Consider the following 19,446-nt stretch of genomic DNA (forward strand, 5'->3'; position numbering starts at 1 on the left):
CACAACCGAACCACCTGAGCCGAGTACCGGCACTACACCCAGTCGCGGACCGTTACTCGCAAAGGCTCAGTAGCCGATGTCGAAGTTGGTGAGCAGACCGTGCTCGTAGAGGGCGAACTTCGGGCCGCGTACGTAATCGGACCCGACGACGAGGGTGACCGGACCGTCGAGGTCGTAGATGGCGCAATCGTCGCGTGCGTCGGCCCCGGTGGTGAGGGTGGCGTGCGGGCCAAGTTCGTCGCCGAGGACCGAGCCGGACTGGCCGGTGAGGAAGGCATTGACGAGCGCGGCGACCCGGGTCGGTTCATCGGAGAAGCTCGCGGGCGAGGTCATCGGGGCGCTCCCAGATGGTGAAGGACTGCCCGCAGCACGGCAACTGCCGGCAGGAACGTGGTGTCCAGTACGAGGCCGTGTGGCTGGCGGGCGATGTCGTCGGGCGGTGAGGAAGATATGGCAGTCGATGAGGCTCTCCCGGTGATAAACGACCGTCGGGGTGACCGGTCGCGTCCCCGGCATGGCAGGCTCTTGCCGCAGCACGTCGCGAACCGCGAGGGCGAGTTCGCCGGCTGCGTCGCCGTGGTCCGGCACGACACTGATCCGGCCCTGGGCGCACGCGCGCCGCTCAGCGCAGCAGCCGATCAGGCCGGTGGAGCGCTTCGGCCGTCGCGGCCGCCCACGTCTGTGGGTGGCAGTTCGGCAGAATCTGCCGGATGCCGCCGGCTGGGTCCTCGACGTCGCCGAACCTGCGGGGAATCACATGGATGTGCAGGTGGTCGATGCTGCGCCCGGCCGCGCGACCCTCGTTGATCCCGATCGTGAACCCATCCGGCCGCAGCCGCGCGGCGAGGTCGGTGCGCACCGTCAAGATCAGCGCGTACGCGTCCAGCAACTCCTGCGGAGTGAGATCGAAGAATGACTCGACATGGCGCTTCGGAACGATCTCGGTGTGCCCCTCTGCCGCCGGGAAGTTGTCCAGCCGGGCGAAGCAGGTCGAGTTCTGATACGAGATGCGGTTGAGCTGCTCATCATCACGCCGGCAGAACAGGCAGTCCACCGACAAGTCCTCATGAAGATCCACCTTGTGCCCTCCTGTCCGCAGCCTGCGACGCTTGACCTGCCGCGGCAGCCCGTCTGGCTCATCCATCCCATCATGATCTCCGTCGAATTCACCATTGTCGCGGCCCGCGTTTCCCTTCCCGATAAGGCAGAATCTACGTGTACGCCGGTTTGTCTCCACTGTGACGTGGTGATCCGGCGACCAGCCCGACCAGGTGTTTCATTTTGAAACATTGGCACGGGCGGTGATTGTGTCGGGCGAGAGAGAGGTGAAGCGATGCCGGTGACCGGACCGACTGTGGTGCGCCGTCAGCTGGGGCGGCGACTACGCCGACTACGCGAGGAGGCAGCCCGCACCGAGCATGAGGTGGAGCGGGCGAAGGTCTGCTCGCGTACGACGTTGTGGCGCATCGAGAACGGCAAGTTCCCGGTCAAGATGAACACGGTACGGGGCCTGTGCTGGTTCTACGGAGCGGATCCGGAGACGACGGACGCGCTGACCCGGCTCGCCGGTGCCTGCGACGAGCACGGCTGGTGGGAATCGCACGGCGACGCCGTGCCGGACTGGTTTCGCTTGTACGTCGGCCTCGAAGCCGCCGCCACCGAGATCCAGCTTTACGATCCGGAGTTGATCCATGGTCTGTTGCAGACGCCGGACTACATGCGGGCGGTGTTCCGGGCCGCCGACCCGCAGGCCTCCGAGCAGCAGATCGAGCGCCTCGTGTCACTGCGGCTGGACCGGCAGATCTCCTACTACGACCGTGCGGAGCCGGCCCGGATCGTCGCGGTCCTCGGAGAGGGTGCAATGACTCGCGAGGTCGGCGGCTCGGCCGTGATGGCCGAGCAACGCGCCCATCTGGCCAGCATGGGCGGCCGGGTCCGAGTGGGAGTGCGAATCCTGCCCGGGGTCGCTGGTGCCCACGCCGCGTTCGCGGGCGCTTTCACTGTGCTGGACTTCGCCGACCCGGACGACCCGGACGTGGTCTACGTCGAGTCCCATATGGGCGCTCGCTACCTGGAGCGTCCTGTAGAGCTGGCGGAGTACCGTCGAGTTTTCCGACTGATCCGCGACCAGTCGATCCCGATCGAGGAGTACCTACGATGAAATCTGACACCCCCTGGATCACCTCCAGCCGCAGCGCCGGCAACGGTGGTCAGTGCGTCGAAGCCCGCCGGCATGCCGGACGCGCCCAGGTACGCGACAGCAAAGACCGCACCGGCCCCACCCTGACCTTCAGCACTGCCCAGTGGGGCACCTTCACCACCGCCCTGCAAACCGGCGCACTCCCCCACTGACAACCCAACCCACGGCGGTGGGGGCTGCCTCGGTACCCGAGGCAGCCCCCACCGCCCTGCCGCACCAGTGAAGGGCAACTCCCGAGACATCAGACAGCTCGACCCACCGGGCGACCCGGCGGCCAGCAACACAGCAAGATCCAACGAACGCACTCAGATTTCCTTTCGCATTTGCGTCAACGCGGGGGCAGCACTCACCGAGGACGGATGTGCTGAAACGCCGATAGGGGCACCTCACACGCCGCAGCCTCCGCCTGCGCCTGGCCGAACAGCAACAGCGGCATACCCACCATGCCGCCGCACACCAACGCGACCACTGCCACGACCGCGACACTCAACGCGATCGGCGGCCGGCTCATCGGACCGCCCGGCTGAAGTCGTTCCCGGTCACCACCCACCGGCCACCGACGTCGGACAGCGTGACCGTCAACGTGCCCGCATCGGTCGGCACGTCGTACACCGCCGCACCCGCCTCCGGTGCCTCGACCACCACCGGTTGACCCGTCACCCGCGTCGCCGGCACCTGCGCCGGGTCGACAGTCCGCAGCGCGGCGGCGAACCCGTCGTCACACAGAGCCGCGACCCCCTGCCACCACGCCTGCGCCGTCAGGTCGGGTCGCGCCCACGCCGTAGCGAACGCCGCCGCGACAGGCGCCGCCTGCACCGGCGGCGCAGGAGCTACGGGCGCACCGACATCGTGGCCATCCCCGCCCGGCTGCTCACCCACCGGCGGCGAGAATCCCTCTGCGGCCGGGATCGTCGGGTAGACCGGGCCGCTGCGCTCCGGCCCCGGCACGCCCGACCCCCCAGCCGGTGCACAGCCGACCGTCAATGCCGCCGCCAGAACGACACCACTCAAGTAACGGATGCGTGTGCGATCGCGTGCTCTGCGTGCCATTCGACGTCTCCCCTGTGGTGTCTTTCCCAGTCCTATCGCGGCAGAGCAAACACGATAGATCCATTTTGAAACACGGTGCTACTGTTCGGTACTCGTGAGTGATCTTGCAACACGGGGGAGGCATCAAATGACGGAGGGTCCCCGCGCGGGGCGATGGAGCCGCTGGTGAAGGTCGCCCGCACGCGGCCCGGTCTCGCACCGCCGCTGCCGTTCGCCGCGATTCCACAGAATCTCACCACCTGGCCGCCGGTGTGGTGGGTCGGATGTCACGGCGGCGCCGGGGTGACCACACTGGCCCGACTCGTCGGCTTCGGGCTGGACTTCGGCAGGAGCTGGCCCATAGCCACGCCGACAATGCCGCGGACTCACGTGGTGCTGGTCTGCCGGGCCTCCGCCGCCGGCACCTGGGCGGCCACCGGCGCGATCGAGCAGTGGCGGCGGCCGGGCCTCGCCAACGTGATGACGCTCCACGGCCTGGTCGCCGTCGACGCCTCACCGCGACGCCCACCGCGCATCGCCACCGACCGGCTACGCCTGCTGCGGGGATGGGCCCCGCACGTCTGGCGCGTCGGCTGGATCGACGCGCTGCTCGCCGCCGACGATCCACACGACATCGGCGCCTCCCCCGACATCGAGGCGCTGCGCACCGCGATCTGGCAGAGGATTCAAGCCCCCCAGGACGGACAACGATGACCCTGATCACCTACGTCGACCAACTGCTCCACGTCATCTCAGCGCTGCCCCTGCAGGACCCGACCGGCGTTCCGGTCGGACCGGTACCGAACCCGGGAGGTGGCGTCGCGCCACCCGGCGTGGCCGACAAGGTCCTCACGCTCCTGCAGTGGGTCGCCTACCTGGCCACCGCCGCCTGCGTCGCCGGCGTCATCTTCACCGCCGCGAAGATGGCCCTGTCGCACCGCCGTGGCGACGACACCAACATCTCCCAGCTCGGCTGGGTTTTCGCCGCCTGTGTCCTCATCGGCAGCGCGTCAGCGGTGGTCTCCGCACTGATCTGAAGGAACGTCGATGCCTCGCTCGTCTGACTCCCAGGACTTCGCCGACCGCCCGCCGTGGACCCGCCCTGGCTTCATCGCCTCCGCCGCCCTGGTCCTGATCGTCGTCGTCGCCGGCGTGCTGGTCGCGGTGTCATCCCGCGACACCGACAACGACGATGACGCCCCACCGCCCACCAGTGCGCCGCCAGCAGCCGAGCCCACTGCGGGGAACCCGTTGCCCACCGCTGCGCCGACCACGCCGCCGGCCGACGTGCGGTGGGAACTGGTCGGCCAGACCGCCGTACCCGTCAGCGACACCGCCGGGCCCACCCGCGTCGGCGACGGCACCGCCGCCGGATACGCGCACACCCCCGAGGGCGCGCTGATCGCCGCAGCGCAACTCGCCGTCCGGGCCGGCTTCTCCTCCGGCCGTGACTCGTGGGAGCCGACCATCGAGGGCCAGTTCGAGCCCGACGCGGACCGCGACCGGCTCCTCGCGGCACTGCGCGACGCCGCAGACACCCCGGCGGGGCCCGGCGAGCTCAGCCAGATCGCCGGCTTCTCCTTCCAGTCCTACACGCCGGACACCGCCGTGATCGGTCTGGCCTTCCGCGCCCCGTCGGCCGGCACGCCCCGCTGGCACGTGCTGTCGCTGACCCTGCGGTGGCGCGACGGAGACTGGCGCATGGTCGCCCCACCGGGCGGCGCGTGGACGTCGATCAACCGGCAGACCACCGACCTGACCGGTGTCGTCGAGTGGGGAGCCCAGTAGGTGTGCACCCCGATCCTGGACCCGATGTGCATCCCCGGCGAGATCCTGCAGGGCACCGCCGGCCGGTTCCTCGAGGAGCTGGCAGAGCAGGCGTCGTTGGCCGCTGCGGAGATGCTGAAAGCCCTGGTCGCCGGCTGGCTGTCCATCCCCACCCCGGAGGTGTCGCAGACATCCGGGGTGGTCGCGAACCTGCGCGCCTACACCAACTGGGCGGTCGCGGCGATCGCCGTCGGCGCGGTGCTGTTCGCCGCCATCAAGATGGCGCTGGAACGCAACGGCCGGGAAGCCGGGGTCTTCGGCAAGAACCTGATCGGCCTGGTGCTGCTGACCGCCGCCGGCGTGCCTGCGATACAGCTCCTGGTCGGCATCGGTGACGCCTACTCGGACTGGATCCTCTCCGCCTCCGCCAACGGTGACCTCGGCGGACGGCTCCTGCTGCTCGCTCCCGCCGCCGTTCCCGCACCCCCGGCGGGCGCGCTGCCAGCCTTGGCGGCCATCGGCATCTCGATCATGCTGTTCCTGTCCTCGATGGTGCAGCTCCTGCTGCTACTCGCCCGCAACGCCGGACTGATCCTGTTGGCCGGTCTGCTACCAGCAGCCGCCGCCGTGGGCGGCCAGGTGCGGAGCCGGTACCTGACGTGGGTCGGTGCCCTGGTGCTCTACAAGCCGGCCGCCGCCACGATCTACGCCGCCGTGTTCTGGCTCGGCGGTGAGGGCGCCAGCCTGACCGACCTGCTGACCGGTCTGACTATGTTTGTCATGGCCATCGTCGCGCTACCCGCCCTGATGCGGCTCATCGCCCCGGCCGTGACGGTGCTGTCCAGCGGCGGCGGCTCCAGCGGTATGGCGGTCACCGCGGCTTCCAGCGCCGGACAGGTCGCCTCCGGCGCGGTACGCCTCAGCGGCTCCGGCGGCGGGTCCAGCAGCGCAGGAAGCGGCGGCGGCCAGAGTCGCCCAGGCGGTGCCACACCATCCGCGCCCACGCCAGCTCCCCGACCCTCCGGCGGACCCGGCACGTCCGGCGGTGGAGCCACCGGGGCCGGCGCGGCAGGTGCCGGAACCGCAGGAGCGGGTGCCGGGACGGCCGGGGCGGGAGCTGGTGCTGCCGGCAGTGCGGCCGGCGCAGGTGCGGGTGCCAGCGCGGCCGGCGCGGGCGCGGCGGGGGCCGGAACCGCCGCCGGACCGGTCGGTGTCGCCGCCGCCGGCGTCGCGGCGGCCAAGGCCGGGCCGGCGGCCGTACGCAAGGTCGGCGGAACGGCATCCGGCGCGGTCGACGGCGAGGGTTACTCGACGGGCGGCGACACTATAGCGTCCGATGGCGACATCTTCTGCTGGGCGCGGGTGAGGACGTCTTCGGCGGTCAGCGGGCTGGCCGGGTGGTGGGTGAGGCAGAGCGGCGTACGGGCCTTGCGGAACGGCTGGCCCTCGACCGCGACGTAGAACTGTCCGCTGCTCAGCCGGGAGATGTCCGGCACGTCGCCGCCCTTGAACCGGGCCATCTCGCGGGCCGCCTCAATGTGCACCGGCGCGTTGAGCAGCCCGAAGAACTGGGTCGCCGCGTTGCCGGGGATCTGACTGTGCAGGCCTTTCGGTGCCTGGGTGGCGAAGACCAGGCCGAGCCCGTACTTGCGGGCCTGGGAGGCGAGCATCAGCGTGCTGCGGGTGCAGGGCGTGATCGGCCCGGAGGGTGCGAGGGTCTGCGCCTCGTCCATCACCAGCAGCCCGCCGAGTGGTCGGTCACCGGCCGGGTTGCGTTTGATCCAGGAGAAGAGTGCCAGCTGAAGCTGATTGACGAAGCCCTGCCGTTTCTCCTCTCCTTGCAGACCGACGAAACTGATCACCGAGACGCGGGCGCGTTTGCCCGGAGCGGGGGTGAGCAGGATTCCCGGGTCGGCCGACTCCCCCGTACCGCCGAACAGCGGGTCGTTGATCCGCGCCGCCTCCAGGTTCTCGGCCAGGTCGGCGGCGATCGACGCCGCTCCGGCCAGTTCGCTGACCCCGTCGGGCAGCTCGCGGAGCAGGGCGATCAGGCCGGCGAGGGTCGCCGTGGCACCGTGGCGGCCGTAGTGGCGCAACGCCTGCCGCAGGACGGCCTGCCCGCGCATCGCCTTCGCGGTGGTGGCGGCCACCTTCGCGCGTGGGGCCAGCGCGTCGACGGCGCTGTCCACCGCCTGGGTGAACTCGTCAGGGTCATCGCGTACGCCGCTGAAGTCCGGCAGCGGCTGGAACGTCAACGGTCGGCCGCCCTCCCGACCCGGCGTCCACACCACGACGTCAGTCGCGTCGAGGTAGTCGGCGGCGGCCCGCGCGTCGCCGTAGCCCCACGCTGCCGGCGGTTCCGGCCACGGGTCACCGAGCCGGGCGAGGTCGTTGTTGGGGTCCAGGACAATCGCGGATACGCCAAGCAGCGCGCACTCCTCGACCAGCCGCCGGATCAGGACGGTCTTGCCGGAGCCCGAGCCGGCGAAGATGGCGACGTGCTTGCGCAGAGCAGCCAGCTCCACCCGTACCGGATCGCCGTGGTCGAAGTCGGCACCCACCCGCAGCTGCACACCGGCTGGCTCGGCGGCTGGTTCGGAAGCGACGACAGGGCCGGGTCCGTCGGCGGCCGGTTCGCGGCCGGCGTCGGCGAGCGCGGTCGACAACAACGCGGTACGCGAGGCGGGGCGCCGGTCCGCCAGCCATGCCTGCAGGCCGTCCGGTTCCTCGGCGAGCAGCGCTTGCAGCGCGACGAGGCTACGCAGGTCGTCCTCGGTGACCGGCAGGGTCTGCCCGCCGGCGGCGACGAAGTCTTCGGCCGCCTTGCGTACTGCGGGAGTTCGCGGCCACTCGTCGTTGCGCAGGATGAACAGTCGCCGGTTGGCGACCTCGTGGGCCAACCCGGCGGCGTCGCACGCGTTGCGCAGCCGGGACAGCTCGGCGTTGTAGTGCTGCGCGGCGATGGCCCGGAAAGCCCAGTGAGCATCGTCGCCGGTCGTGTCGTCGAGGGTGCGCCGCAGCCGGGCGTGCAGGACCGGTCGGCGGACCGGGATCGTGTCCTGGTCGAAGTCGGTGTCCGCGCTTTCCCAGGTCCACGCGCGCAGGCCGGCGGCGAGCAGCTGCGGCACCTGAGTGTCCTCGTTGGCCGGCTCGAGCAGTCCGGCTACCTGCGCCTCCGCGCGCAGTTCGGCGTACCGCTGATCGAGCTTGTGTGACGACGGGCCGGCAGCGGCCGGTTCCGGTGCCGTCGGCGTCGGTTTCGCCTCGGCGGTCGACTTCTCGGCGGCGGCTGTGGTGAGCGTGGTCATCTCGGTGACCTGGCCGTCGCGGACGCAGGCGCGGATGTGCCGTTCGACGTTGATGAGCAGCTGGCGTGGGGTGAAGTCGGCGGCGTCGGCGAACGCTTCGGGCCGCACCGGCCAGCTCGGGTGCGGCGGCACGAACCCGACCTCGCCGTAGTGTGCCGCGAGCCGGCGCTCGACCAGGGTCCGGCCGAGGTCGGCGTCCGGGATCGATTCGAGCGGGGCGGTTTCCCGGAACCGGTCCTGGGCGGTGTCGACGGCGTTGCTTTTGATCAACGCCCAGGAGACAGGCAGCAACGACAGCACCGTCAGCGTCCGCCAGGTCAGCTCCCGCAGCTCCATCAGCCCGCTGGCGACCTGGTCGATCGAGACCGCCGCGCGCCAGCCGTCCTCCTCGGAACCGGAACCGGTGCTGGTGCCTGCGGTGCCGGGCTGGCCGGCGGCGTGGCTGCGGTTGGCCACCTGCGCGATCAGGCCGTCGACCTGGTCCACCGCGATGACCGAAGGTCCGGTCAGCGCCAGCAGGCGCGACACGTCCGAGACCATCTCCTGCGGCAGCCGTCGGGCCGGCCGGATGCCCCAGGCGAGCCGTTCACCGGGCTCCGCTTCGTCGTTGGCAAGCAGATACGAGTTGGCAACGTCCTGCGCTCGCGGGTCGAGGCCGGCGAGCAGGGCCAGCGCGCGGGCGGTGTCCCGGCAGCCGATCCCGATCCGACGGTTGGACCTGCCCAGGGCGGCCACGAACTCGTCCAGCCGGTCCACGGTCATCGGGGCCCGGCCGGTCACCGCCATCCGGGTCACCACGGACAGTTCGAGGCCGTCGGCGAGACGCTGCAGGAACACCTGCAGCTGGGTGGTGCCATCGTCGTCTACCGGCTGGTGCAGGCCATCGACCATGGACACGGCGGCGCTGCGCCAGAAGGCGTTGGCGTCGAGCAGGTTGATCAGGAAAAAGTAGCCGCCGTCGAGCTGGGTCAGCTCACGGACCCGGCTGAGCAGATGGGTCTTGCCCGCACCGCGTTGGCCCCGCACGGCGACGCCGATCGGGCTGGTGTCCGGGCTCTTCTTCGCCAGCGCCAGTCCGTCGAGGATGGTCCGGAGCACGTCCGTGTGCAGCCCGTCGACGTGGGACGCCGCCCGCTTCCAGACGTCGTTCATCGTCGGCGTGTAGTTGAACTGCAGATGGGTGAGGGCTTTCAGCGCCGCTTCGGTCATGACGCCGCCATGGTGATCATGTGTTTGGGCTGGTCGCCGATTACCACGGCGGCGGCCCGGGTCCGTGCGTCGAGGGCCTTCTGGTTGGCTTCCGGCACGAGGGTGACGCCGGGTCGACGGTGCAGCCGGCGCAGCGCCGCGTCGACGTCGGCCGAATCGAGGTCGTCGACCAGGTCGCGCAGGTCGGCAAGGTTCACCAGGTCGCCGGTTCGGCGGGCGACCTTGTGGTACGCCGCCAGCACCCGCTCCTCGACAGCCGGCTCATCCGCTGCCGGCGCGCCGGGCACGGCCGGTAGGTCGTTGGCGGCGGGGGCGTCCGAGGCGGTCACGAAGTCGCCGAGGCTGAGCTGCTGCGCGGTCAGGAAACGATCCAATCGCAGGAGTACGGCATAGAGCGCGCCGCCGATGGCGCCCGATCCGGGTGGCGGTGATCCGGTGGCAAGTTCGGTGCGGCAGCGCCGCCAACCCGCTTCACTCAACGTCAGCACGAGCCGGCGTGGCGTGCCGCCGACCTCGATCAGTTTCAACCGCGCCAGCTTTTCCCGGGACGGCTTCTTCAGCTCACAGCGATGATCATTGGTGAGGCTGGTATTTGGCACCGGGCCGGCCTCGGCCAGGAGGATCAGCAACGCCGATGTCTCGACCATGGTCAACTTCTCGTCCGACATGTTCAACGGCCTTTCCCGGTGCGCCTACGGTTGGTGAGAAACTGCTGCAGGAGTACGAGCACGTTGTCGATATCGCCGAGCACCTGCGAATTGGTGAAGCGGAGCACGGCGTACCCGTTGAGCTGGATCATCACGTCGCGATGCCGGTCCTCGGTGTACTTCCCCGCCGTCCGATGGTCATCTCCGTCGATCTCGACGACACAGCGTTCCCGTTTCCAGAGCAGATCGACCCGGACGGGGTTGACCAACGGCCCCGGTCTGACGGTGTGGTTCCAGGCGCGGCCGGCGGCCCAGGTCCGGCGGGCCAGGGCGGTTTCGAGCACCACTTCGGCGCGGCTGGTCGGATGCGGCTTGCCGACGACGCTCGGCGTCCGGCGTCCGCCGACGCGCGGCTGACGCCGCGGGCGGACCACCGGCGGAGGCTCCGTCGCACGCGGCCGACTTTCAATGCCGTACGGCGAATCGCTGTCGATCCAGACGGTCAGTCGGCCGTGGTCGACCAGCCACTGCGCCGCCTGGCCCAGCGCCAGCGTCGCCGCCACGTCGAGGTGATCGGGCGGCCGCAGCACCAACGCGCACGCCGGCCGGTCGAAGCTGGCCGCGAGGACCCGGGCCAGCCCGCGTGCCCGCACCTCGGGCTGGTGCCGGCGGGTGTGTGCCGTCGATCCGGTCAGGGCAGCGGCCGCCAGGTCGGCGAGGAACGGGCCGGACTGGGCGGTGGCGGCCGCGTGGGCGACCGCGAGCGTTCGTACGGCGACCGGCGCGGCGCCGGCCGACGTCGTGATCCCTTCGGCCCCCGGCAGCCAGGCGGGAAACAGCTGGCCGGCGGTCGCCTCCATGTCGTCGAGGACGGCGGCGACGGTCGCCTGCTGGCTCGACAACCCGGCGGTACGGTGCACGACAACCGCCGGAGAATCCGGCGACGTCGCTACCACGCGGTCCCAGTCGCCCATGCGAAGGTGCCTGATCCACACCACCTGATCAGTCGGAAGCTCCGAGAGCGAAATGACCAACGACCCCGCCTAACGTGAGAAGTCGGCCCCCATAGTGGTGGGGCATTGATCGAATCGGCAATCATCCGAACGTCGGTGTATCGCCACCGGCCGGCACCGGCCGGCAGCTGATCAATGGGCATCAGATCAACCCATCGCCCGGACCGGATGAGTGGTGCGGATGATCGGCCGGCTCGGCGACCGCCACCCAACGTTGATCAACTTTCTCCCCGAACCCGCGTCGATTTCCTCCTGGTGGCGGACCACATTTTTCGCCCGGGTACGGCAGACTCGATCGTGGACGCCGACCCGTCACGGCTCTGACGTGTGAATTCGGCGGCCAACCCGGCCCCGTGTTTCATTTTGAAACATCGGCATGGGTGGTGGTGTCGAATGAGAGGAAGGTGAAGCGATGCCGGTCACCGGACCGACTGTGGTGCGCCGTCAGCTGGGGCGGCGACTACGCCGACTACGCGAGGAGGCAGCCCGCACCGAGCATGAGGTGGAGCGGGCCAAGGTCTGTTCCCGTACGACGTTGTGGCGCATCGAGAACGGCAAGTTCCCGGTCAAGATGAACACGGTGCGAGGTCTGTGCTGGTTCTACGGAGCGGACCCGGAAACGACGGACGCGCTGACCCGGCTCGCCGGTGCCTGCGCGAGCACGGCTGGTGGGAGTCGCACGGCGACGCCGTACCGGACTGGTTTCAGCTGTACGTCGGCCTCGAAGCCGCCGCGACCGAGATCCAGCTTTATGATCCGGAATTGGTCCACGGTCTGTTGCAGACGCCGGACTACATGCGGGCGGTGTTCCGGGCCGCTGACCCGCAGGCGTCCGAGCAACAGATTGAGCGACTGGTGTCGCTGCGGCTGGACCGACAGATCTCCTACTACGACCGCGCGGATCCGGCTCGGATCGTCGCAGTCCTCGGTGCCGGCGCGCTGGCCCGCGAGGTCGGCGGCCCGGCAGTCATGGCCGAGCAGCGCGCCCACTTGGCCAACGTCGGTCGACGGGTACGGGTGGAGATCCGCGTCCTGCCCTGGTCCGCCGGAGCCCACGCCGCGATGGTCAGCCCGTTCATTCTGCTCGACTTCGCCGATCCCGACGACCCCGACATTGCCTACGTCGAGTCCCATGTGGGCGCTCGATACCTGGAGCGTCCGGAAGAGTTGGCGGAGTACCGTCGGATTTTCCGACAGGTCCGCGAGCAGTCGATCCCGATCGAGGAGCACCTGGCATGAAGCTTGACACCCCCTGGTTCACCTCCAGCCGCAGCGGCGGCAACGGTGGAGCCTGCGTCGAAGCACGCCGGCACGCCGGCCGCGCCGAGGTACGCGACAGCAAGGACCGCACCGGTCCCACCCTGACCTTCAGCACCGCCCAGTGGGGCACCTTCACCACCGCCCTACAGACCCACACCCTCCCCCACTGACCCAACTCACGGTGGTGGGGGCCACCTCGGTACCCGAGGTGGCCCCCACCGCCTTACCTGCACCAATGAAAGGCAGCCCCCGAGAGAGCTACGACGTGCCGCTGGACAACCGCCGTCCTGATGTGGCGGTGCCTCGATGAAGAAGGCCAGCTCCCGAGAGAGCTGCGACAGGGTCGAAATTTTACCCCTCCTGACCTGCGGCGGAACCACCGGTCCGCGAGAGGTCCTCCGACCGAGGGCTCCCCCAACCGCCCACAACGGCGATCGTCCACAATCAAACAGCATCTGAACAGGGAGAACAGCTCCGCGAGAGGTCCACGCTCACGGCCGTCACGACGGACCTCTCGCGGCGGACAGCGGTAGGGCGGACGGCAGGGCTACAAGATGGCCCGTGAAGATCTCGCCATTGCGGTAGGGAATTGGTCAGGTCTGGGTGGGGAAGCCGAGGTTGACGCCGCCGTGGCGGGGGTCGAGCCAGCGGCTGGTCACTACCTTGCCCCGGGTGAAGAAGTGCACCCCGTCGCGGCCGTGGGCGTGGGTGTCGCCGAACAGCGACGCCTTCCAGCCGCCGAACGAGAAGTACGCCATCGGCACCGGGATCGGCACGTTGATGCCGACCATGCCAACCTCCGCCTCGTGTTGGAAGCGCCGGGCGGCGCCGCCGTCGTTGGTGAAGATCGCCGTACCGTTGCCGTAGGGGTTGCCGTTGACCAGCTCCAACGCGGCGTCGTACGAGTCGACCCGCAGCACCGACAGCACCGGGCCGAAGATCTCGTCGGTGTAGACCGACATCTGCGGGGTCACCTGGTCCAGCAGGGTGGGGCCGAGCCAGAAGCCGGCGGCGTCGCCGTCGACCGACACGCCCCGGCCGTCGACGACGACCTTGGCGCCGTCGGTGGCGCCGGCGGCCACGTAGCCGGCGACCCGGTCGCGGTGCGCGGCGGTGATCAGCGGGCCCATGTCGCAGCCGGGCCGGCGGCCGTCACCCGTACGGATCTTGCCGAGTCGTTCGACGATCCGGGCAACGAGGTCGTCGCCGACCGGTTCCACCGCCACCAGGGCGGAGATCGCCATGCACCGCTCCCCCGCCGAGCCGAATCCGGCGTTGACCGCCGCGTCGGCGGCCAGGTCGAGGTCGGCGTCGGGCAGCACCACCATGTGGTTCTTCGCCCCGCCGAGGGCCTGGACCCGTTTGCCGGCGGCGGTGCCCCGCTGGTAGACGTGCCGGGCCACCGGGGTCGAGCCGACGAACGACACCGCCCGTACGCCCGGATGGTCCAGCAGTGCGTCGACGGCTTCGCGGTCGCCGTGCACGACGTTGCAGACGCCCGGTGGCAGGCCGGCTTCGGTGAACCATTGCGCGAGCAGCACCGCCGCCGACGGGTCCTTCTCGGACGGTTTGATCACGACAGCGTTGCCGCAGGCGACGGCGATCGGCACGAACCACAGCGGCACCATCGCCGGGAAGTTGAACGGTGAGATGACCGCGACGACGCCGAGCGGCTGGCGCAGGCTGTACGAGTCGACCTCGGTGGAGACGTTCTCGCTGAAGTTGCCGGTGAGCAGCGCGGGGATGCCGCAGGCGTACTCGACGACCTCCAGGCCGCGTTGCACCTCGCCGGCGGCGTCGGCGAGGACCTTGCCGTGTTCGGCGGTGATCGTAGCGGCGAGTTCGTCGCGCCGGGCGTTGATGATCTCCCGGAAGGCGAACAGCACGTTGGCCCGCCGGGACAGTGACACGTCGCGCCAGTCGCGGGCGGCCCGCGCCGCGACCTGCACGACGGCGTCGACCTGCGCGGCGGTGGCGAACCCGACGGTGGCGGCGACCTGCCCGGTCGCCGGGTCGAACACGTCACCGTGGCGACCGTCCGCGCCGGCTTCCAAGGTGGTACGGGCACCGTCGACGAAGTGCGGAATCCGGGTCATGCCGTCGCCCCCTGTGTGGCCGAGACCGACGCGATCGCGTCGACCAGGATCGCCAGGCCTTCGCGGGCCTCGTCCTCGGTGAGGGTCAACGGTGGCCCCATCCGCAGCACGTTGCCGTACAGGCCGCCCTTGCCGACCAGCAGCCCGCCGGCGCGGCAGGCCTCGAATACGGCGGTGGTCGCGGCCGGGTCCGGTTCGCGGGTGCCGGGCCGGACGATCTCCACGGCCAGCATCAGGCCTTTGCCGCGCACCTCGGCGACGATCGGATGCCGCGACGCGGCCTCGACCAGCCCGGTGCGCAGCAGCTCGCCGGTGCGGGCGGCGTTGGCCTGCAGGTCGTGGTCGCGCAGGTAGTCGAGCACGGCGACGCCGGCGGCGGTGCTGACCGGGTTGCCGCCGAAGGTGGAGAACGAGATCGCCGGTACGCAGTTGAGCACATCGGCGCGGCCGACGACGCCGGCCAGGGCGAAGCCGTTGCCGATGCCCTTGGCGAAGGTCAGCAGGTCCGGGACGACGCCGTGGGCCTGGTAGCCCCAGAAGTGTTCGCCGGTGCGGCCCCAGCCGGTCTGCACCTCGTCGGAGATCAGCAGGATGCCGGACTCGTCGAGGACCTTCTTCCATTCGCCGAGCAGCCCGTCGGGGCCGTGCACGAAGCCGCCGACGCCCTGGATCGGCTCGGCGATCAGGCAGGCGACGTCGCCGGCGGTCTGGGTGGCGAGGACTTCGCGCAGGTCTTCGACGGCGGCGTCGAGCTGCTCGTCGGGGCCGAGCCGGGCCAGCAGGCCGCGCAGCCGGTCACCGGAGTGCAGCCAGGCGACCTGCAGCGGGTTGAGTGCGCTCGCGGACCAGCTGCGGTGCCCGGTGATGCCCATCGTGGCGTACGACCGGCCGTGGTAGCTGTTGCGGACGGCGAGGATCTGGTGCGATCGGCGGTGGTTGGTGGCGGCCAGCAGCGCCGCCTCGTTGGCTTCGGTGCCGGAGTTGGTGAAGAAGACCCGGGCGGCGGCGATCCCGGACAGCGCGGCGATCCGTTCGGCCAGCTCCACCTGGTGGCGGATCAGGTACAAGGTGGAGGTGTGCACGACGCCGGTGGCGAGCTGGCGTTGTACCGCCTCGCGGATCTCCGGGATGTCGTAGCCGATCATGTTGGTCAGCACCCCGCCGAAGAAGTCGAGGTAGCTGCGCCCGTCTGCGCCGGTGACCCGCCGGCCGGAGCCGGAGACGATCTCCAGGGGTTCGCTGTAGTAGATCGGCATCCAGTCGGGCAGCACGGCCCGGTGCCGGGCCAGCAGGTCGTTGGCGGTCATCGGCGGCGCCACCCTTCCCCGGGGTAAGTCGGTGCATGCACCTTCCCACCGCCGACGGGTGTCGGCAACTGCCAGCCTGTAGTGGCCGACCCGGCTCGACCTGACAGTCCGTCCCTGGGCTGGTTTGCGGCCTGCGGCTCGCCTCAGTCGTTCGAGGCGCTCGCCCCCGCATCTGCCTCTACTTCCGCCTCCGCGCCGCTGGAGCGTTGCCGCGCCGAGCGCACCCACAACCACACACCGGTCAGGCCACTCGTCACGGCGGCGACGGCGACCACGGCCTCCACCGCCCACGGGAAGTCGCTGAACGGGGACATCCGCTGCATCACCAGCCCGGCGAAGGCGACGGCGAACAGCAGACAGGCGATTACCCGGTCACGAATCATGCCGTCCTATATAGCACCGGTTCCGCGCGCCGCCGTTGCCGGCACTGCGGAGTTGCCGGGTGCGGCGTCCCGAACTGGTGCGGTGTCGTGGACGGCTGCGGCGAAGACCTCGGAGCGGTGTTCGAAGTTGCGGAAGTGCCCGTAGCTGGGGGCGGCCGGGGACAGCAGCACCACGCCGCCGGCCGGGGTCAGTTCGCGGGCCAGCCGGACCGCCGCCGGGACGTCGTCGGCGAGGGCGGTGTGTACGCCGGGCAGCCCGGCCAGGGTGTCGAGGATCCGGGGCCCGCTGTCCGGCACGCCGATCACGGTCAGCTCAAGGTCGGCGACGTGGTCGCGCAGCGGGGTGTAGTCGAGCCCCCGGTCGGTGCCGCCGACGATGACGGTCAGCGGACGGCCGACGTACGCGTCGATCGCGTGCATCGCCGAGTACGGGCTGGTGGAGATGCTGTCGTCGACGAAGGTCAACCCGGACGGGTCGACGATCTCGGCCAGCCGGTGCGGCAGGCCGGCGAAGCCGGCGACCGCGTCGGCGATGGTGTCACGGTGCGCGACGCAGTCGACGCCGAGGGATTCGAGTACGGCGAGCGCGACGCAGAGGTTGCCTTCGTTGTGCCGGCCGGCCAGCGGCAGCACCGCCCGGGCGAACAGCGGCTCGCCGACCCGGTGCAGGTACGGCCGACCGTCCGGCCCGGGTGCCAGGTGGTAGGAATCCGGCCGACCGACGCCGACGGCAGCGGAGTCACCAAACCGGGCGGAGTCACCGAGACGGGCGGCCAGCCTCAGATCCGTACCGTTGAAGATGATTTTTTCCGGTCCGTGCGCGATCAGGTTGAGCTTGTCGGCGTAGTAGCGTTCCTCGCTGCCGTGCGAGTCCAGGTGTTCCGGGAACAGCGAGGTCAGCACGGCGATCCGGGGCGAGTCGGTCAGGTCGCTGCACTGGTATGAGGAGAGTTCCAGCACGTACAGGTCGGCTTCGGGCATGGCCAGCAGCGGTACGCCGATGTTGCCGCCGAAGGCGTTCGGCCGGCCGAGTGCGGTCAGCAGGTGGCTGATCAGGCTGGACGTGGTGGACTTGCCCTTGCTGCCGGTGACGCCGACGGTGCGGGCGGCGTGGTCGGCCATCCACAGCGCGGTGCCGCCGGTGATCGGCACGCCGCGCTCACGCAACTCGACCACCCACGGGTGGGTCTGCGGCACGCCGGGCGAACGGACCACCACGTCGGCGGCGGCCAGCCGGGCGAAGCCGTCCTCGCCGGTGTGCAGCGGCGCGAGGTCGGAATCCCAGTCCGGCGGGGCGGCGGTCGCGCTGTCGTCGACGGCGACCAGGGCGGCCGGGGCCTGGCCGGCGATCGCGGTCACCGCGGCCCGTCCCTCGCGGCCGGTGCCCCACACCGCGACGGATCGGCCACGCAGGTCAGCCAGGCGCACCGGTCATCTCCTCCAACGGCCAGCATGTCATCGGGCGCCGGATCATGGGCGCAAACCGGGACTAGTATGTCTGGTCGGTGATCAGTGGAGGAGGCATGGGTGACCCGCGACGAATTGCGACGCTGCACCGCGTTCACCTTTCCAACGCTGGAGTTCGATCCGGTGACCGGGGTGGCCGAGCTGGGCTATGCGCTCACCGGCGGTGACGGCGGTGAGCTGACCTTCGTCGAGCGGATCACCTTCCCGATGCCGCAGGATGCCACCCCGCCGCCGACCGGGCCCGGGTCGACGTTCCGTCGGGTGCTGGAGCTGCTGCACCTGGTCGCCGGGGTCAGCTACTACAAGGCGGCGGCCCCGCCTGCGCTGGTGGCGCCGGCACCGCTGGGGCCCGAGGCGGTCGCGCTGGTCACCGCCGCCTACACCAAGGGCCTGGCCGAGTACGCGTACCGCAACGAGCTGCCGCACGTGCTCGACCTCACCCCGGTGCTGCCGGACGGATCGCCGGCACCGCCGGAGCCGGTGGACACCGGTGACCGGCGGCCGTTGTCGGCGGTCGGCGGCGGCAAGGACTCGATCGTGTCGTTGGAGGCGCTGCGTCGGGCCGGGTTCGACCCGGTGCCGTTCTCGGTCAATCCGAATCCGGTGATCGTGGCGGTCAACGCGGCGTCCGGGCTGACCGCGCTGGCCGCGCGCCGGGCGTTGGACCCACGGTTGTTCAACCTCAACGCGTCCGGGGCGTACAACGGGCACATCCCGGTGACCGCGATCAACTCGCTGATCGCGGTCGGTACGGCGGTGCTGCACGGCCTCGGCCCGGTGGTGATGTCCAACGAACGGTCCGCCTCCGATCCGAACCTGATCTGGAACGGACACGAGATCAACCATCAGTGGTCCAAGGGTGTCGAGGCCGAAGGGCTGCTGCGCGACGCGCTACGCGGCCATGCCGGGCTGACCGAGCCGTACTTTTCGCTGCTGCGGACCCTGTCCGAGCTGCACATCGCCAAGCTGTACGCGGCGTCGACCGGCTACGACCCGGTGGTGACCAGCTGCAACGCGGCGTTCAAGTTGCGTGACCGCAGCGAACGCTGGTGCGGGGCCTGCCCGAAGTGCCGGTTCGTGTTCCTGGCGTTCGCGCCGTTCATGCAGCGGGACCGGCTGGTCGGCATCTTCGGGGTGGATCTGCTGGCCGACCCGGCCCAGCTGGCCGGTTTCCGGGAGTTGATCGGCGTCGACGGGCACAAGCCGTTCGAGTGTGTCGGTGAGGTCGAGGAGTCACTGGTGGCGTTGCGGATGCTCGCCGAGTCGCCGCAGTGGCGCGACGCGCCGCTGGTGGCCGAGCTGATGGCGGCGGTGCCGGAGCAGGCCTGGCCGGCGATCGACTCCTCCGACGTACTGCTGCCCGGCGGTCCGCACCACGTGCCGGCGGCGTACGCGAAGGTCCTCACCGCGTTGGGCTGAGACCCGCCACCGCCGGCACACCACACCCCGGGTTCAGGTTTCGGTCGTCCAGTGGCCGGACTGCCGGGAGGGCGCCGGCCGGGCAACCCAGTCTGACCGGTCGGCGTCGTCGCTCCAGTCCGGCACCTCGCCGAAGTAGATGATCATCGCCCAGTAGTGCCGGTCCTCGTGCAGGACGATTTCGTCGTCACCGGAGAAGTCCTGCCCGTGCCACTGCTCGTTGATCCGGGCGACGGCTTCGGCACGCGAGATGCCGAACAACTCGACCATCTCGGCCGCCGTCGCGTCCAGCAACTCCCGGACCTCGACCGACAGGCCCATCTGATAGACGTCCATGGTCA

General features: G+C 70.3%; 20 protein-coding genes and 1 pseudogene. 9 read left to right on the plus strand and 12 right to left on the minus strand.

Annotated features, from left to right (window positions below):
- Positions 1 to 66 precede the first annotated feature (66 nt).
- Both ACFHVL_RS24795 and ACFHVL_RS24800 read right to left on the minus strand, forming a co-directional pair.
- The gene (locus tag ACFHVL_RS24795) at positions 67 to 333 is read right to left on the minus strand and encodes a hypothetical protein (protein WP_416630839.1); all 267 of its coding nucleotides are present in this window, start codon (positions 331 to 333) and stop codon (positions 67 to 69) included.
- 289 nt (positions 334 to 622) lie between these two features.
- Complete coding sequence (locus ACFHVL_RS24800) at positions 623 to 1,237, minus strand: HIT family protein (protein ID WP_416630840.1); 615 nt, start codon at positions 1,235 to 1,237, stop codon at positions 623 to 625.
- Positions 1,238 to 1,339: 102 nt separating this feature from the next.
- Between ACFHVL_RS24800 and ACFHVL_RS24805 the strand changes: the two genes are divergently transcribed.
- Together ACFHVL_RS24805 and ACFHVL_RS24810 are read left to right on the plus strand one after the other, a co-directional pair.
- Positions 1,340 to 2,161: a DUF5753 domain-containing protein gene (locus tag ACFHVL_RS24805; protein ID WP_416630841.1), complete on the plus strand. Its 822-nt coding sequence runs from the start codon at positions 1,340 to 1,342 to the stop codon at positions 2,159 to 2,161.
- Positions 2,158 to 2,352 carry a DUF397 domain-containing protein gene (locus tag ACFHVL_RS24810; protein WP_416630842.1) on the plus strand — a complete coding sequence of 65 codons (195 nt, stop codon included), beginning with the start codon at positions 2,158 to 2,160 and terminating at the stop codon, positions 2,350 to 2,352. The genes ACFHVL_RS24805 and ACFHVL_RS24810 overlap by 4 nt, the downstream gene beginning before the upstream one ends.
- A 194-nt stretch (positions 2,353 to 2,546) precedes the next feature.
- Here the strand turns inward: ACFHVL_RS24810 and ACFHVL_RS24815 are convergent, their stop codons facing one another.
- Both ACFHVL_RS24815 and ACFHVL_RS24820 read right to left on the minus strand, forming a co-directional pair.
- Positions 2,547 to 2,711 (minus strand): hypothetical protein, encoded by a 165-nt coding sequence (locus ACFHVL_RS24815; RefSeq protein ID WP_416630843.1) that lies wholly within the window; start codon positions 2,709 to 2,711, stop codon positions 2,547 to 2,549.
- Positions 2,708 to 3,148, minus strand: coding sequence for a hypothetical protein (locus ACFHVL_RS24820; RefSeq protein WP_416630844.1), 441 nt, complete (start codon positions 3,146 to 3,148; stop codon positions 2,708 to 2,710). Before ACFHVL_RS24820 ends, ACFHVL_RS24815 begins: the two co-directional genes overlap by 4 nt.
- 267 nt (positions 3,149 to 3,415) lie before the next feature.
- On the opposite strand from ACFHVL_RS24820, the gene ACFHVL_RS24825 reads away from it, so the two are divergent.
- From ACFHVL_RS24825 to ACFHVL_RS24835, 3 genes are read left to right on the plus strand one after another with little or no spacing between them, the layout of a single operon-like run.
- Positions 3,416 to 3,943, plus strand: coding sequence for a hypothetical protein (locus tag ACFHVL_RS24825; protein ID WP_416630845.1), 528 nt, complete (start codon positions 3,416 to 3,418; stop codon positions 3,941 to 3,943).
- On the plus strand, positions 3,940 to 4,266 hold the full coding sequence (locus tag ACFHVL_RS24830; protein ID WP_416630846.1) for a hypothetical protein: 327 nt from the start codon (positions 3,940 to 3,942) through the stop codon (positions 4,264 to 4,266). Before ACFHVL_RS24825 ends, ACFHVL_RS24830 begins: the two co-directional genes overlap by 4 nt.
- Positions 4,267 to 4,276: 10 nt before the next feature.
- Positions 4,277 to 5,017, plus strand: coding sequence for a hypothetical protein (locus ACFHVL_RS24835; protein WP_416630847.1), 741 nt, complete (start codon positions 4,277 to 4,279; stop codon positions 5,015 to 5,017).
- A 1,283-nt stretch (positions 5,018 to 6,300) separates the two neighbouring features.
- Here the strand turns inward: ACFHVL_RS24835 and ACFHVL_RS24840 are convergent.
- From ACFHVL_RS24840 to ACFHVL_RS24850, 3 genes are read right to left on the minus strand one after another with little or no spacing between them, the layout of a single operon-like run.
- Positions 6,301 to 9,513 (minus strand): ATP-binding protein, encoded by a 3,213-nt coding sequence (locus ACFHVL_RS24840; protein ID WP_416630848.1) that lies wholly within the window; start codon positions 9,511 to 9,513, stop codon positions 6,301 to 6,303.
- Complete coding sequence (locus tag ACFHVL_RS24845; protein WP_416630849.1) at positions 9,510 to 10,187, minus strand: hypothetical protein; 678 nt, start codon at positions 10,185 to 10,187, stop codon at positions 9,510 to 9,512. The genes ACFHVL_RS24840 and ACFHVL_RS24845 overlap by 4 nt, the downstream gene beginning before the upstream one ends.
- Positions 10,184 to 11,134: an endonuclease domain-containing protein gene (locus ACFHVL_RS24850; RefSeq protein ID WP_416630850.1), complete on the minus strand. Its 951-nt coding sequence runs from the start codon at positions 11,132 to 11,134 to the stop codon at positions 10,184 to 10,186. The genes ACFHVL_RS24845 and ACFHVL_RS24850 overlap by 4 nt, the downstream gene beginning before the upstream one ends.
- A 451-nt stretch (positions 11,135 to 11,585) precedes the next feature.
- Here ACFHVL_RS24850 and ACFHVL_RS24855 point away from each other — a divergent pair.
- From ACFHVL_RS24855 to ACFHVL_RS24865, 3 genes and pseudogenes are all read left to right on the plus strand, one after another.
- Positions 11,586 to 11,747: pseudogene (locus ACFHVL_RS24855) on the plus strand (helix-turn-helix domain-containing protein); the annotation flags it as partial.
- Between the two features lie 17 nt (positions 11,748 to 11,764).
- Positions 11,765 to 12,412 carry a DUF5753 domain-containing protein gene (locus ACFHVL_RS24860; protein ID WP_416630851.1) on the plus strand — a complete coding sequence of 216 codons (648 nt, stop codon included), beginning with the start codon at positions 11,765 to 11,767 and terminating at the stop codon, positions 12,410 to 12,412.
- Positions 12,409 to 12,603, plus strand: a complete 195-nt coding sequence (locus tag ACFHVL_RS24865) for a DUF397 domain-containing protein (protein ID WP_416630852.1) — start codon at positions 12,409 to 12,411, stop codon at positions 12,601 to 12,603. The genes ACFHVL_RS24860 and ACFHVL_RS24865 overlap by 4 nt, the downstream gene beginning before the upstream one ends.
- A 423-nt stretch (positions 12,604 to 13,026) precedes the next feature.
- On the opposite strand, the gene ACFHVL_RS24870 is transcribed toward ACFHVL_RS24865, so the two are convergent.
- The 4 genes from ACFHVL_RS24870 to murD all read right to left on the minus strand — a co-directional run bounded on the left by ACFHVL_RS24870 (position 13,027) and on the right by murD (position 17,647).
- Positions 13,027 to 14,529: a CoA-acylating methylmalonate-semialdehyde dehydrogenase gene (locus tag ACFHVL_RS24870; RefSeq protein ID WP_416630853.1), complete on the minus strand. Its 1,503-nt coding sequence runs from the start codon at positions 14,527 to 14,529 to the stop codon at positions 13,027 to 13,029.
- Complete coding sequence (locus tag ACFHVL_RS24875) at positions 14,526 to 15,836, minus strand: aspartate aminotransferase family protein (protein WP_416630854.1); 1,311 nt, start codon at positions 15,834 to 15,836, stop codon at positions 14,526 to 14,528. Before ACFHVL_RS24875 ends, ACFHVL_RS24870 begins: the two co-directional genes overlap by 4 nt.
- Before the next feature lie 143 nt (positions 15,837 to 15,979).
- Positions 15,980 to 16,219 carry a hypothetical protein gene (locus tag ACFHVL_RS24880; protein WP_416630855.1) on the minus strand — a complete coding sequence of 80 codons (240 nt, stop codon included), beginning with the start codon at positions 16,217 to 16,219 and terminating at the stop codon, positions 15,980 to 15,982.
- 6 nt (positions 16,220 to 16,225) lie between these two features.
- Positions 16,226 to 17,647, minus strand: coding sequence for a UDP-N-acetylmuramoyl-L-alanine--D-glutamate ligase (gene murD, locus ACFHVL_RS24885; protein WP_416630856.1), 1,422 nt, complete (start codon positions 17,645 to 17,647; stop codon positions 16,226 to 16,228).
- A gap of 99 nt (positions 17,648 to 17,746) precedes the next feature.
- Between murD and ACFHVL_RS24890 the strand changes: the two genes are divergently transcribed.
- Positions 17,747 to 19,105 carry a hypothetical protein gene (locus tag ACFHVL_RS24890; protein WP_416630857.1) on the plus strand — a complete coding sequence of 453 codons (1,359 nt, stop codon included), beginning with the start codon at positions 17,747 to 17,749 and terminating at the stop codon, positions 19,103 to 19,105.
- A 33-nt stretch (positions 19,106 to 19,138) separates the two neighbouring features.
- Here the strand turns inward: ACFHVL_RS24890 and ACFHVL_RS24895 are convergent, their stop codons facing one another.
- Complete coding sequence (locus tag ACFHVL_RS24895; RefSeq protein WP_416630858.1) at positions 19,139 to 19,441, minus strand: hypothetical protein; 303 nt, start codon at positions 19,439 to 19,441, stop codon at positions 19,139 to 19,141.
- Positions 19,442 to 19,446 lie beyond the last annotated feature (5 nt).

This window comes from Micromonospora sp. LOL_023 (assembly GCF_048060115.1).
Classification (GTDB): Bacteria; Actinomycetota; Actinomycetes; order Mycobacteriales; family Micromonosporaceae; genus Micromonospora_E.

Coding starts and splice junctions, on each gene's coding strand:
- ACFHVL_RS24880 (WP_416630855.1), bottom strand. CDS start 16,219: ATGATTCGTGACCGGGTAATCGCCTGTCTGCTGTTCGCCGTCGCCTTC.
- ACFHVL_RS24840 (WP_416630848.1), bottom strand. CDS start 9,513: ATGACCGAAGCGGCGCTGAAAGCCCTCACCCATCTGCAGTTCAACTAC.
- ACFHVL_RS24870 (WP_416630853.1), bottom strand. CDS start 14,529: ATGACCCGGATTCCGCACTTCGTCGACGGTGCCCGTACCACCTTGGAA.
- ACFHVL_RS24875 (WP_416630854.1), bottom strand. CDS start 15,836: ATGACCGCCAACGACCTGCTGGCCCGGCACCGGGCCGTGCTGCCCGAC.
- ACFHVL_RS24850 (WP_416630850.1), bottom strand. CDS start 11,134: ATGGGCGACTGGGACCGCGTGGTAGCGACGTCGCCGGATTCTCCGGCG.
- ACFHVL_RS24830 (WP_416630846.1), top strand. CDS start 3,940: ATGACCCTGATCACCTACGTCGACCAACTGCTCCACGTCATCTCAGCG.
- ACFHVL_RS24810 (WP_416630842.1), top strand. CDS start 2,158: ATGAAATCTGACACCCCCTGGATCACCTCCAGCCGCAGCGCCGGCAAC.
- ACFHVL_RS24895 (WP_416630858.1), bottom strand. CDS start 19,441: ATGGACGTCTATCAGATGGGCCTGTCGGTCGAGGTCCGGGAGTTGCTG.
- ACFHVL_RS24815 (WP_416630843.1), bottom strand. CDS start 2,711: ATGAGCCGGCCGCCGATCGCGTTGAGTGTCGCGGTCGTGGCAGTGGTC.
- ACFHVL_RS24835 (WP_416630847.1), top strand. CDS start 4,277: ATGCCTCGCTCGTCTGACTCCCAGGACTTCGCCGACCGCCCGCCGTGG.
- ACFHVL_RS24795 (WP_416630839.1), bottom strand. CDS start 333: ATGACCTCGCCCGCGAGCTTCTCCGATGAACCGACCCGGGTCGCCGCG.
- ACFHVL_RS24865 (WP_416630852.1), top strand. CDS start 12,409: ATGAAGCTTGACACCCCCTGGTTCACCTCCAGCCGCAGCGGCGGCAAC.